This is a genomic window from Cylindrospermum sp. FACHB-282, from assembly GCF_014697195.1.
Taxonomy (GTDB): domain Bacteria; phylum Cyanobacteriota; class Cyanobacteriia; order Cyanobacteriales; family Nostocaceae; genus Cylindrospermum.
On sequence record NZ_JACJRJ010000007.1, the window covers coordinates 90,883 to 103,343 of the forward strand.

Sequence of the window (12,461 nt, forward strand, 5' to 3'; positions counted from 1 at the left end):
TGAAATTTACTACTCATGAGGATTTGCCCAATGAAAAAGATGATCATTGCCTTCTTAATGATGCTGTCTTTATTCTTCTCCCTAGGACAAGAACAAGCATTAGCTGAAGAATGTATAACAACAATGAACCAGGGTGCGGCTACCGTAGCTATTGGTCTTTATGAACAATCGTGCGCTACATTGAGTTTTTCAAGTGGCGTAATCACAAAAGATGTCAAATACAACTGCTGTGGGCCATCTGTCACTATCCGGATCAACGGAAATGATTGGACTAATCTGATTGGTCAAGGAAAGCTTGATGGATTCAGATATCAAAAGATTGACCACAACAACTCAACTTACTCTTTGACCTTTAGAAAGGTTGTAGGTACTACACCTCAAACTATCGCCGGTGAAGATTTCTTCAAATAAGCCAGTTGAACAACTATTTTTAAACTTGATTTTTTAGGGACACAACAATGTTGTGTCCCTAGTTTTTTGACTCACACTCGCACTTCGACAACAGCGATAATTCTTTCATCGCGGTTGAGTTGGAGGATGCTTTCTCCCTTCACATCTCTACCCAATATTGGCACTGTGTCTACAGGTATCCGCACCACACGCTCTTTATTTGTCAGCAGTGCTACTTCGGCTCCTGGGGTGGCGCGTACCATAGCAGCTAGGTTGTCAGTTTTGTTGGCAAATTTTAGGGCTTGCGTGCCTAAATCAGCGCGGTTGGCTGCTTTTAATTGATTTGCAGGCATCCGCTTGGCAGATCCTTCTTGAGTAACTAGCAATAGCTGATCATCTTTGGCTACAGCGACACAACCAACCATTTGCTGATTTTTCGAGAGCCGGAATGCTTGTAATCCCATTGCTGCACGACCCATGACGGGTAGTTGTTCGTCATTGACTGCAAACCGCAATAGACGACCGCCGGAACTGGCTAAAATCAGATGTTGCCCTGTGGTGGTGAATTGGGTAAATGACAATTCATCATCGTCTTTGAGCTTCAAAATTGTAATTCCGCGCCGAGTTAGGTTGGTGAATTCTCCCAGAGATAGGCGCTTGATTCGTCCCTGCTGTGTCAAGAGAATCATTTGGTCAGTTTCGGGATTTTCTGGCAGTAAAAAGCGGCTAACAACACTTTCTACCTTGCCTTGAGCCGTACTGGTAAGCATGGTAATTAGTGGTGTGCCCCGTGGAGAGCGTCCTGTTGTGGCGGGAATATCTCCTACTTTCACAGGATAGACTTTGCCGCCACTGTTGAGGATCAGCAAATCTTTTTCGGTGTCAGTTAACTCGGTTTGGATAATGAAGTCGTTTTCATGCAACCCGTTTTCGGCTTTCGGCTTTTTAAGCGTTGGTTGAATACGACGTACATACCCCCGGTGGGTAAATTCTAATGCTGCTTCTTCTGGCGGCTGTTGCGATTTTGGATTGTCCTCGTCTTCTACTGCTCCTTGTCTGCTTGTTTCCTTGTCCTGTTTTACTGCTGTTTCGCTAGTAGGCATTAGCTTGGTACGCCGGGGGTCGCTGTATTTGCGCTTGAGCGATCGCAAATCTTTTTTCAGTGCCTTGAGTAATTCCCGTCTGTCATCAAGTAATTTTCGTAATAAGCTAATTTGCTGGCTGAGTTCGCCAAATTCTTGTTGCAAATGTTGCTGTTCTAAACTGGTGAGACGGCGCAATGGCATCGATAGGATTGCATCTGCTTGTACTTCGCTCAAATCTAGTCGGCTACAAAGGTTGATTTTAGCTGTGGTGCCATCAGCAGCTTGGCGCAAAATTTCAATTACCTGATCTAGGTTAGACAAGGCTTTGAGCAAACCTGCTACCAGATTCACCCGGTTTTCGGCTTTTTCTAACTCGTAATTGTAGCGGCGGTTGAGGGTATGTTCGCGGTAGCTCAAAAATTCTTGCAACATTTGACGCAAGCTCAACTGGCGGGGTTGCCCATCCACTAAAGCTAGGAGAATTGCCCCAAAGGTGGTTTGTAAGGCAGTTTGGTGATACAAATGCTGGAGGACTTCTTGGGGGTTGGTATCGCGTTTGAGTTCAATTACTACCCGCATCCCTTCGCGATCGCTTTCATCCCGCAAATCAGAAATTCCTAGCAAGCGACCTTGATTCACCAGATCCGCTACTTTCTCAATCCAGCCAGCTTTATTCACTTGATAAGGCAATTCAGTGATAATTATTGCTGTCCGTCGTTTGCTTCCCCTAGTTGCAGGAATTTCCTCCAGGTTAGCAACTCCCCGCAGCACAATTCCACCCTTACCTGTGGTGTATGCCTCGCGAATTCCTGCGCCACTAACAATTTCTCCACCAGTGGGAAAGTCTGGGCCAGGAATTAATTCAAATAATTTTTCATCGGTCAATTCTGGATTGTCAATTAAGGCAATCAACCCATCAACGATTTCCCCTAAGTTGTGGGGTGGAATATTCGTCGCCATCCCCACGGCGATACCAGCACAGCCATTGAGTAATAGAAACGGTAACTGAGCAGGTAGTACCGTTGGTTCTTGCTGGGAATTATCGAAGTTACCGATAAATTCCACGGTTTCTTCGCCAATTTCCGCCAGCATTCCCTCATGGCTAATGGGTGAGAGGCGCGTTTCTGTGTAGCGCATCGCCGCTGGTGGGTCATTATCGACGCTACCAAAGTTGCCATGTCCTGCTAGTAAAGGATAGCGGCTGGAAAATTCCTGCACCAACCTCACTAAAGCATCGTAAACTGCTTGGTCGCCGTGGGGATGGTATTTACCCAGCACATCCCCCACTACACGGGCACACTTCCGATAGGGTCTGTCGGGTACTAGACCGAGTTCGTGCATGGCATACAAAATCCGCCGATGCACGGGCTTTAAGCCATCACGGACGTCTGGTAGCGCTCGCCCGACAATCACACTCATGGCATATTCGAGGTAAGACCGTTGCATCTCAGTGTGCAGGGCTGTTGTGATGACCTGTCCCGTGGAGAGAAGGTTTAACTGTTTTGCCATGAGCTTTTTCCCTGAATTTTAACTACACAAAAGTCGCTGGAACTTAACACTCTAGCAACCACAGCATAACGGATGAAATAGGATTCCTAACAAAATCTTGATACTTATATGATAAAAAGCAGTAGTATTATCCTTGACAGCGGGGAGGCACATTGATTACTTAAAAGGAGGCAGACAACTGTTTTTATCAGCTGGTAATCCCCCTCACCCTTATTAAGTCAAATTCTCATGAAAACCGTATTGATTGTCGAAGATGATCTGATTAATGCTCGCGTTTTTTCTAAGATTCTGACCAAGCGCGGTGGCTTGGAGGTGAAACACACGGAAAATGTGGAAGAGGTAATAAATATCGCCCAAGCAGGAGAAGCAGACTTAATTTTAATGGATGTTTCTCTCTCACGAAGTGTTTACCAAGGTAAGGCTGTTGATGGGATTAAAATTACACAAATGTTAAAGTCTGACCCACAAACAGCAAGCTTACCGATTATTTTGGTAACGGCACACGCTATGGAAGGCGATCGCGAGAACTTTCTCAAGCAGAGCGGTGCTGATGGCTACATCTCTAAACCAGTTGTTGACCATCAACACTTCGTTGACCAGATCATGGCACTTCTACCAAATGGGTAATTGGTAATTGGTAATTGGTAATTGGTAATTGGTAATTGGTAATTGGTAATTGGTAATTGGATAAACAACTCTTAGACAATCCCCAATGCCCAATGCCCAATGCCCAATCCCTCCTATTGTCTAGGCTATTGACCGGGGGGTGATGTGTTCTGCCGTTGCTGTAGGGCTGCTTGAATACGGGGTAATTCTAGGAATTTTTTCGTATCAGACAGTAAGCGATCGCCCCAGAGATTTAGCTTGAGGAAATCCAAATCGGCATAGCGCTGATCGATGCGGAGTGCAGATTCTCCCATTGCCAAACCTTGTTGGCGTAAGCGTAGCTCGCCGGAGGCATCGCCTTTGGTATACAGTGCCACTGCCAAGGCTAATAAAGGTTCTGCGGCTTGCTTATCAAGTGTTACCGCTGTTTGCCACTGCTTAATTGCTCCTTGGATATTACCCTGCTCGTAGTTAATTAAACCAATGTTGTTAATTGCCGGCCAGAATTTTTGATCTTGGGAGACAGCTTTGGTGAACTGAGCGATCGCATCTGGCAATCGACCCGATACAAAGTAAGCATTACCCAAATCAAATAAACCCTCTGGGTCATTGGGTTTTAACTTTAAACCTGCTTGGTAATTAGCAATAGCTACTGGATACTTTTTTTGTTGAAAATTAGCCGAACCCAAAGCAAACAGAACGTCAGCATTTTTGGGGTTGAGAGTTTGGGCTTTGTTCAGGGCGGCGATCGCTGCATCAAACTCTTTAGTTTGCAAATGCAAGCCACCTAACAGTAACCATACTTTATCATTTTTAGGAGCCAGTTGAGAAGCCAGCCGCGCTCGTGGTAAAGCCAACTCAACCTGTTGAAACTGCGCTAATTGAGCTGCCTCCTGTGCCAAGCTCAACCCCTGCTTCTCCAACTTTGCTGCATCAAGTTGCAGCGTATGGGGTACCAATGCCTGTGCATGAGCTGCTTCGGGCATACTCCACAAACTACAGACAACCAGAAGAGAAATCAACCGAACGTGTTTAGGCACACTACCGCCTCTTAACCACAAATCAAAGAATCTTTCAGATAGCTTAAACGATCTCCGCTCTAGACGAAAGGCAAATTTTGCAGCAGACCCGTCTTTATGGCGGAAATTACCGACAGCAAAAACACATTTAACTTGCGTTAAACACTCTTAGGGTTGTGAACTAGTTATATATCCAATGTACCTCGTAAACTACCCCCATCTGCCTAGCGGCTTTTAGCCGAAGGTGGCGCGTCAGCGCGGTGGGAGCTTTCAACTGATAAAAACTCCAACTGTTAGACAATCGGCGTTCTCGTTTACTGCTTTGAAACTGGTGACTTTGGTCATGCATTGAGTTACAACTTTTTGAACGATAATTGCTTACATAAATTTATACGACTTATACGACGAGGTTGTTGAACAGTTGAAACAAAACCGCGCCTCTATCGTTTTAGCTACTGCCCGATTAACCGGAAGTGGATATGGCAATTGATACATCACACCCTGGCAATTCATCGGTTTTAGTTCCAGAAGTGAAAAAAAAAGGCAGGAACTTTTGGCTGCCTTGGCTAATCGCTCTTTGTCTTTTGGGTGGTATTGGCTACGCAATCTATTACCAAGTAGCCGTACTTCCCAGTCAGCAAGCAAGACGCCGGGTGCTGACAAAACCTGTAGAGAGGCAGAGCTTATCAATCACAGTTTCCGCTAATGGAACAGTAAAGCCTGAGCGTTCAATCAACCTCAGCCCCAAAAATTCAGGCATCTTGAAAAGACTACTGGTGAAGGAAGGCGATTTAGTCGAACAAGGGCAGATTGTCGCTTACATGGATGATTCCAACCTGCAAGGGCAACTCACCTCTGCTAGAGGACAGATAGCACAAGCTGAGGCAAATCTCCAAAAGTTGATCGCAGGCAATCGCCCCCAAGATATTGCCCAATCACAGGCACAACTAAACGAGGCTGAGGCGAATCTGCGAAAGCTTCAAGTCGGCAATCGCCCTCAAGATATTGCCCAAGCACAGGCACGCTTACAAAGCGCTCAAGCTACCTTAAGTAAAGCTGAAGATGATTTTCGCCGCAATCAGCAACTTTACAATTCAGGAGGCATTTCTCTCCAGACTGTAAACCAAAAACGTGCAGATCGCGACAGTGCCCAAGCCTCGGTGAGTGAAGCACAGCAAGCTCTAGCATTACAAAAAGCCGGGTCACGTCCAGAAGATATTGACCAAGGGCGGGCTGTAGTGAAGCAGAGACAACAAGCTTTATCACTCCTCAAAGCAGGAACGCGTCGAGAAGATATTGACGCAGCACGTGCTCAGATAATTTCTGCTCGCGGCTCCCTACAAAACGTCCAAGCCGAAATCAATGACACAATAATTCGCGCACCTTTTGAGGGTGTGGTGACGAAGAAGTACGCTGATCCGGGCGCTTTCGTCACTCCCACAACTGCCAGTAGTTCCGTATCTTCTGCTACTTCTTCTTCTATCTTATCTCTAGCTTCCACCAATGAAGTTGTTGCCAATTTAGCCGAAACAAATATTTCTAAAATCAGCCTAGGTCAAGAAGTCACGATTAAGGCAGATGCCTATCCAGGAAAAACCTTTGAAGGTATTGTGAGACAAATTGCTGCCCAAGCGATAGTGGAACAAAATGTTACCAGTTTTGAAGTCAGAGTAGCACTCTCAGATTCTCAAAGGTTACTGCGGTCTGGGATGAATGTGGAAGCCGATTTTCAAGTTGGTGAATTGGAAAATGTCCTAGTGGTGCCCACAGCTTCGGTGGTGCGGCGAGAACGTGCCACAGGTGTGTTTGTGGCTGGTGCCGATGACAAACCAGTGTTTACTCCCATCGAGACTGGCGTTACCGTGAATAACTTTACTGAAGTTAAGTCTGGATTGACAGGAGACGAGCGGGTGTTGCTCAGTTTCCCGCCAGGTTCACGACCACAATCAACACCACGAGGAGGAGTTTTTCCTGGTCTAGGAGGTGGTGGAGGTGGCCGTTCTCAGAGCGGTGGGCGTTCTCAAGGTGGGGGATCTCCTTAAATTTAGTTGTAAATATAACAATATGATTAAGGGATTTTATGTAACAAAAGCTAAGAGTACCCGCACAGTAACATTGCTGGAAATATTTTTAATGGCAGCAGAGACACTGTGGAGTAACAAATTACGTACAGGACTAACGATGCTGGGCGTAATTATTGGGATTTCTTCGGTGATTGCCATTACCTCTGTGGGTCAAGGGGTGCAAAAGGGTGTTGAGCAACAGATACAAGCATTGGGTACGGATGTGCTGCAAATCTTGGCTGGTGCAGCCAGAAGCGGGAATATCCTACAAGGAATAGGTTCTAGCAGCACCTTGACTTGGGAGGATGCTAAGGCGATCGCTACACAAGCACCATCTGCTGAGACTGTTTCTGCTTATCTACAACGGAATGTACAAGTTGTTTATGCAGGACAGAACACGTCAACAACAGTTTTGGGCACAGATTTAAACTACCCAGAAGTCAGAAATACCCACCCCCAGCAGGGGAGATACTTTACTCAGGAAGAACTAGATACTGCCGCACAGTTTGCCATCATTGGGCCTACAGTCCAGCGAACTCTCTTTGGACAGGGCGGTAATGTCATCGGCGAGAAAATTCGGATTCAGGGAGAGGCTTATGAACTGATTGGGGTGATGGAGCCTAAAGGTTCTCAAGGTCCGACAGACCGAGATGACCAAATTTTCATCCCTCTCACTAGTATGTCAAAGAGACTGGTTGGTAACAATGCCCTGGTAGGCGTTTCTGTGAATGGGATTTTAGTCAAAGCCGCCAATCAAGAACAGTTAGAAGCCGCTCAGTTTCAAGTCACCAATTTATTACGCCTGCGTCACAACATCTATCCGCCCCAAGCCGATGATTTCCGGCTAACTAACCAAGCTGATATTGTTAGCACCTTTACTAATGTTGTGGGCTTATTTACAGTCATGGTAGTGGCGATCGCAGGAATTTCTTTAGTCGTTGGCGGCATTGGTATTGCTAATATCATGCTGGTTTCTGTTGTCGAACGAACACGGGAGATTGGGATTCGTAAGGCAGTAGGAGCCACCAATTCAGCAATTCTCAATCAATTTTTAGCCGAAGCAATCGTGATTTCTATTGCTGGCGGCAGCATTGGTATAGGGAGTGGCATTTTGATTGCCTTTGCAGCAGCAACCATTTTCAAATTTCCATTTGTGATTTCTTTTTTGTCGATCATCGTCGGGTTTGGACTCTCCCTAAGTGTTGGCTTAGTCGCTGGGGTGATTCCCGCAAGAAATGCCGCCAAATTAGATCCCATCAATGCTCTAAGAAGCGACTAAATAATTAAAAATTCCCAACCTCCGCGAACCTCTGCTCTTACCCTTGCGTGCCTCTGCGTTTCAAATAAACTCCTCAATTCACCACCATGATATGGCAACGATGATTTGGATGGAATCCATAACCAAAACCTACCATTTAGGAGAAATTGATGTTCCCATACTCAAGGGAATTCAACTCTCTATTGAAGAGGGTGAATATGTCTCCATTATGGGTGCATCAGGTTCCGGTAAATCAACTCTGATGAATATTTTGGGATGTCTGGATCGTCCCACTACTGGAAACTATATTTTAGAGGGTAGAAACCTGACAACTTTTGACGATGATGAATTAGCCTATATCCGCAACCAAAGGATAGGTTTTGTTTTCCAACAATTTAATCTATTGGCACGGGCGACGGCACTAGAAAACGTGATGTTACCAATGGTTTACGCCAATTTACCCAAGGCAAAACGTCGTCAAAGGGCATTGGAAGCGTTACAAAAGGTGGGATTAGGCGATCGCATTTCTAACCGCCCTAGTCAACTCTCTGGGGGTCAACAACAACGGGTAGCGATCGCCCGCGCTTTGGTCAATCGACCTGCATTAGTTTTGGCCGATGAACCAACGGGAGCTTTAGACACCGAGACTTCTTACGAGGTGATGAGTTTGCTCACAGAACTGAATCAGCAAGGAATCACCATTGTGATTGTGACTCATGAACCAGATATCGCTGCCCAAACACACAGAATTATCCGAGTCCAGGATGGTTTGATTGTGGGATAATTCGATAATATCAACCCTTTGGGGGGGGGTTCATTAAATCTTTACCTTGACCTTTTTTGAATTCAAAATGCAAAATAGAGCCTACGGCACGCTACGCGAACAAAATTAAAAATGAAGAATAAAAACAATTTTGAATTAATTAATTCCGAGTACAGGCTCCCACTGATTCTAAGAATCAGCGGTCTACAATCAGTGGTAGCTCTGAACCCACCACTGATTGTCTTTAATTTTGAATTTTGAATTTTGAATTCCCCGTTCGCCTTTGGCGTCCCGTAGGGAAGGGGTTGACGTTGCCATCTAGTAGCGAATACATTCATAAGTGAATACATACTTATTTATGGCTCGCACACCTAAAATCACTAATCAGCAAATTTTAGAGGCAGCGCGTGAACTTTTTCTGCAACAGGGCTTTGGTGCTTCAACTATAGAAATTGCACAGCGAGCGGGAATTTCTGAGGCGTCAATTTTCAAGCGCTTCTCAACGAAGGAAGAACTGTTTTACATGTCTATGGGAATTCCCGAAAAGCCCCTCTGGATGCAAGAGCTTGAGTCTTTGTCTGGCAAAGGTGATCTCAAAGAAAACCTGATACAGGTGTGCCTTCAGATTCTGGAATTCCATCGCGAGATCATGCCACGATTGATGATGTTGAGATCCCGCGGGAAGCCGCTCCCAGAAAAGGGGAATAGACTAGCGTCAAAGTCTATTCGCGATGTCAAGGTATTGACTGCTTTTCTAGAGCGGGAGATAGAACAAGGAAGGCTTCGTCTTGGAGATCCCAATACAGTGGCGCTGATTTTGCTAGGATCGCTGATGAACTATGTTTTTTTAGAGCAGATAAATCCCGAAGAAGGTATAACCACAGATGCACCAATCTTTGTTCAAGGTCTTGTGGAGATTCTCTGGCAGGGAATTGCACCCACCCAAGATTAATTGAGCAAAAATAGATATTTTTTTGGACAATTAATAAGTGATTACTTACATTTTATTATTTGGCCAGATTTAATTCTCTACTTTAGTCATTGATTGCCAACTTATGTTTTATATTCAAGAGCAGATAATATGACTAGCCAGATAGAAATTCCGTTTATTGGTAAAAAAGTTAAGTATCCCTCACGCTGGCTGATTGGACTGATGACGGCTGGTATCTTGATTGTGGGCACAACCACCGTCTGGAAAGTTGTGAATCACGGGACAAATAAACAAGACATTACCCAACTAACTGTGCCAGTTGAAGCCAAAAATATTACCGTGCGGATTGTTGCTAGTGGTAAGGTGCAGCCAGTGCAAAGCGTCAATATCAGCCCTAAAAGTGCGGGAATTATCGCCGAACTGGATGTTGAACAGGGACAAAAAGTGCTTTCGGGGCAAATTATTGCGCGGATGGATGTTGGTGATATTCAGGCACAAATCCTTCAGTTCCGCGCTAACTTAGCTCAAGCCCAAGCCCAGTTAGATCAAGCTCGTGCGGGAAATCGTCCCCAAGAAATTGCCCAAGGCAAAGCCCGTTTGGCACAAGCAGAGGCGCAGCTAGCCACCGCACGAGCGGGGAATCGTTACCAAGAGATTGACCAAGCTCAAGCCCAGGTGAATTCAGCGAAAGCACAGGTAAATTTGACCCAAGCGCGGGTAAAACGATATCGGGAATTAACCCAGCAAGGCGCAACTTCTCAAGATCAGCTCGAGCAATATATCAGTGAAGACCAAAGAGCTAAAGCTAGTTTAGAAGAAGCACAAAAACGACTTTCGCTTTTACGGAGTGGGACGCGAAATGAGGAAATTGCCGCAAGAGCAGCAGCTGTGAGCGAAGCACGGGCCGCCTTATTGTTGTTAGAAAATGGCAGCCGTCCAGAGGAAATTGCCCAGCGCCTAGCAGCAGTGAGGTCGGCTCAAGCTCAACTGCAAGCTGTACAAGTAAAGCTTGAAGATACAATTATCCGTGCTCCCTTTTCTGGGATTGTGACGCAGAAATATGCCAACATCGGTGCATTTGTGACGCCAACAACTTCTGCTTCTACAAGTGCGTCGGCAACTTCTAGTTCTATTGTTGCTGTGGCCAGGGGTTTAGAAGTGCTGGCTCAAGTCCCGGAAGCTGATATTGGCAGAATTAAGCAGGGACAGGTGGTGGAAATTGTCGCCGATGCCTATCCGGATCAAGTGTTTAAGGGTCGAGTGCAGCTGATTGCTCCTGAAGCAGTAATTGAACAAGGTGTAACGTCTTTTCAGGTGCGGGTGGCTCTGGATAGTGGTGCAGATAAACTGCGTTCTGGCTTAAATGTTGATCTAACTTTTTTAGGCGATCGCATCAGTGATGCTTTGTTAGTGCCAACTGTAGCCATTATTACTGAACGGGGAGAAGCTGGCATATTGGTAGCGGATGCCAAGAATCAAGCTCAGTTTCGTCAAATTACTGTAGGGGCACAAATCGAAGACCAAACTCAGATTTTGTCGGGATTAAAAACGGGCGATCGCATTTTTGTCAACCCACCTGAAGATTACAAACTCAAAAAGGCGAAGGAAAAGAAAGATCAATGAACCTCCTAGAAAGCGTCCAAATGGCTGTTAAAACTCTCCTGTCCAATAAGTTGCGTAGTGCCCTGACGATGTTGGGTATTGTCATTGGTAATGCTTCAGTAATTGCCATGATTGGCATTGGGGAAGGGGGACAGAAGTTTGTGTCTAAAGAGCTAGAGTCTTTAGGACCAAACGTCTTGTTTGTGATTCCGGGTAATCGGGAAACCCAGCGCGTTTCTAGAGATGTACCCAAAACTCTGGTTTTAGAAGATGCTGAAGCGATCGCCACTCAAGTGCCAACAATAGCCGGAGTAGCAGCGGAATTGAACAGCCGACAGGTCGCTACATACGGGAATAAAAACACTGATATCAACATTGTTGGCACAGTTCCCTCCTTTCTAAAAGTGCGAGACTTTGAAATTGCTACAGGGAGATTTTTCACTGATTTAGATATGAAGCGCAGCAACCAAGTGGCTGTACTCGGTACAAAATTAGCAGAAAGACTTTTTGGCAGTAGTAATCCAGTTGGGCAGCAGTTACGAATTAAAAATACCAGCTTTCAAGTGATTGGTGTACTTGCACCCAAAGGCTCAAACGTAGGTGTTGATTATGATGATGCGGCCCTAATACCCATCTTCACAATGGCTAACCGGATTGTCGGGCGAACTTCTCCCTATGGGTTAGAGTTAACTTATATTGTCACCTCTGCGAAGAATGCAGACAGCGTTGATGCAGCAGAATTTCAAATCACTAATTTGTTGCGACAGCGGCACAAACTGACTGGTGAAGATGATTTTAACATCCGCACCCAAAAGGATGCTTTGCAAACCGTTGGTCAAATTACAGGGGCATTGACCATTATGCTGACGGCGATCTCAGCTATATCCCTGTTTGTTGGGGGCATTGGCATCATGAATATTATGCTTGTCTCCGTCACCGAACGCACTCAAGAAATCGGACTGCGAAAGGCGATTGGTGCAACTGAGCAAGATATCCTGTTACAGTTCATCATTGAGGCAGTAATTGTTTCCGCAATTGGTGGCTTAGTTGGGACTGCGGTTGGTGCCAGCGGCATCATATTAGTGGCAGTTTTGACTCCCTTAAAAGCAGGAATTTCTCCTGTGGCGATCGCAGTTGCAGTTGGTGTTTCTGGCGGAATTGGTTTATTTTTTGGTGTTGTTCCCGCCCGTCGTGCAGCTCAACTTGACCCGATTGTGGCTCTCAGAAGCGCGTAA

General features: G+C 45.6%; 10 protein-coding genes. 8 read left to right on the forward strand and 2 right to left on the reverse strand.

Annotated features, from left to right (window positions below; genetic code table 11):
* Positions 1 to 30: 30 nt before the first annotated feature.
* On the forward strand, positions 31 to 411 hold the full coding sequence (locus H6G32_RS05670) for a hypothetical protein (RefSeq protein ID WP_190455968.1): 381 nt from the start codon (positions 31 to 33) through the stop codon (positions 409 to 411).
* Positions 412 to 482: 71 nt separating this feature from the next.
* On the opposite strand, the gene gyrA is transcribed toward H6G32_RS05670, so the two are convergent.
* Positions 483 to 2,984: a DNA gyrase subunit A gene (gene gyrA, locus H6G32_RS05675; protein ID WP_190455970.1), complete on the reverse strand. Its 2,502-nt coding sequence runs from the start codon at positions 2,982 to 2,984 to the stop codon at positions 483 to 485.
* Positions 2,985 to 3,212: 228 nt separating this feature from the next.
* On the opposite strand from gyrA, the gene H6G32_RS05680 reads away from it, so the two are divergent.
* Positions 3,213 to 3,611, forward strand: coding sequence for a response regulator (locus tag H6G32_RS05680; RefSeq protein ID WP_190455972.1), 399 nt, complete (start codon positions 3,213 to 3,215; stop codon positions 3,609 to 3,611).
* A 125-nt stretch (positions 3,612 to 3,736) separates the two neighbouring features.
* On the opposite strand, the gene H6G32_RS05685 is transcribed toward H6G32_RS05680, so the two are convergent.
* The gene (locus H6G32_RS05685) at positions 3,737 to 4,630 is read right to left on the reverse strand and encodes a tetratricopeptide repeat protein (RefSeq protein WP_190455975.1); all 894 of its coding nucleotides are present in this window, start codon (positions 4,628 to 4,630) and stop codon (positions 3,737 to 3,739) included.
* Between the two features lie 458 nt (positions 4,631 to 5,088).
* Here H6G32_RS05685 and H6G32_RS05690 point away from each other — a divergent pair, with 458 nt between their 5' ends.
* The 6 genes from H6G32_RS05690 to H6G32_RS05715 all read left to right on the forward strand — a co-directional run bounded on the left by H6G32_RS05690 (position 5,089) and on the right by H6G32_RS05715 (position 12,461).
* A complete protein-coding gene (locus tag H6G32_RS05690) occupies positions 5,089 to 6,651 on the forward strand; it encodes an efflux RND transporter periplasmic adaptor subunit (RefSeq protein WP_190455977.1) in 1,563 nt (520 codons plus the stop codon).
* 22 nt (positions 6,652 to 6,673) lie between these two features.
* Entirely contained in the window at positions 6,674 to 7,951 is a 1,278-nt protein-coding gene (locus H6G32_RS05695) for an ABC transporter permease (RefSeq protein ID WP_190455979.1), read from the forward strand.
* A gap of 91 nt (positions 7,952 to 8,042) precedes the next feature.
* The gene (locus tag H6G32_RS05700; RefSeq protein WP_304523776.1) at positions 8,043 to 8,714 is read left to right on the forward strand and encodes an ABC transporter ATP-binding protein; all 672 of its coding nucleotides are present in this window, start codon (positions 8,043 to 8,045) and stop codon (positions 8,712 to 8,714) included.
* 337 nt (positions 8,715 to 9,051) lie between these two features.
* Entirely contained in the window at positions 9,052 to 9,645 is a 594-nt protein-coding gene (locus H6G32_RS05705; protein WP_190455981.1) for a TetR/AcrR family transcriptional regulator, read from the forward strand.
* Positions 9,646 to 9,774: 129 nt separating this feature from the next.
* Entirely contained in the window at positions 9,775 to 11,247 is a 1,473-nt protein-coding gene (locus tag H6G32_RS05710) for an efflux RND transporter periplasmic adaptor subunit (protein ID WP_190455983.1), read from the forward strand.
* Positions 11,244 to 12,461 carry an ABC transporter permease gene (locus H6G32_RS05715; RefSeq protein WP_190455985.1) on the forward strand — a complete coding sequence of 406 codons (1,218 nt, stop codon included), beginning with the start codon at positions 11,244 to 11,246 and terminating at the stop codon, positions 12,459 to 12,461. Before H6G32_RS05710 ends, H6G32_RS05715 begins: the two co-directional genes overlap by 4 nt.

Excerpts from the sequence above, each read along its gene's own strand:
- H6G32_RS05710 (WP_190455983.1), top strand. The coding sequence starts at position 9,775 with ATGACTAGCCAGATAGAAATTCCGTTTATTGGTAAAAAAGTTAAGTAT.
- H6G32_RS05715 (WP_190455985.1), top strand. The coding sequence starts at position 11,244 with ATGAACCTCCTAGAAAGCGTCCAAATGGCTGTTAAAACTCTCCTGTCC.
- H6G32_RS05680 (WP_190455972.1), top strand. The coding sequence starts at position 3,213 with ATGAAAACCGTATTGATTGTCGAAGATGATCTGATTAATGCTCGCGTT.
- gyrA (WP_190455970.1), bottom strand. The coding sequence starts at position 2,984 with ATGGCAAAACAGTTAAACCTTCTCTCCACGGGACAGGTCATCACAACA.
- H6G32_RS05695 (WP_190455979.1), top strand. The coding sequence starts at position 6,674 with ATGATTAAGGGATTTTATGTAACAAAAGCTAAGAGTACCCGCACAGTA.
- H6G32_RS05670 (WP_190455968.1), top strand. The coding sequence starts at position 31 with ATGAAAAAGATGATCATTGCCTTCTTAATGATGCTGTCTTTATTCTTC.
- H6G32_RS05705 (WP_190455981.1), top strand. The coding sequence starts at position 9,052 with ATGGCTCGCACACCTAAAATCACTAATCAGCAAATTTTAGAGGCAGCG.
- H6G32_RS05700 (WP_304523776.1), top strand. The coding sequence starts at position 8,043 with ATGGCAACGATGATTTGGATGGAATCCATAACCAAAACCTACCATTTA.
- H6G32_RS05690 (WP_190455977.1), top strand. The coding sequence starts at position 5,089 with ATGGCAATTGATACATCACACCCTGGCAATTCATCGGTTTTAGTTCCA.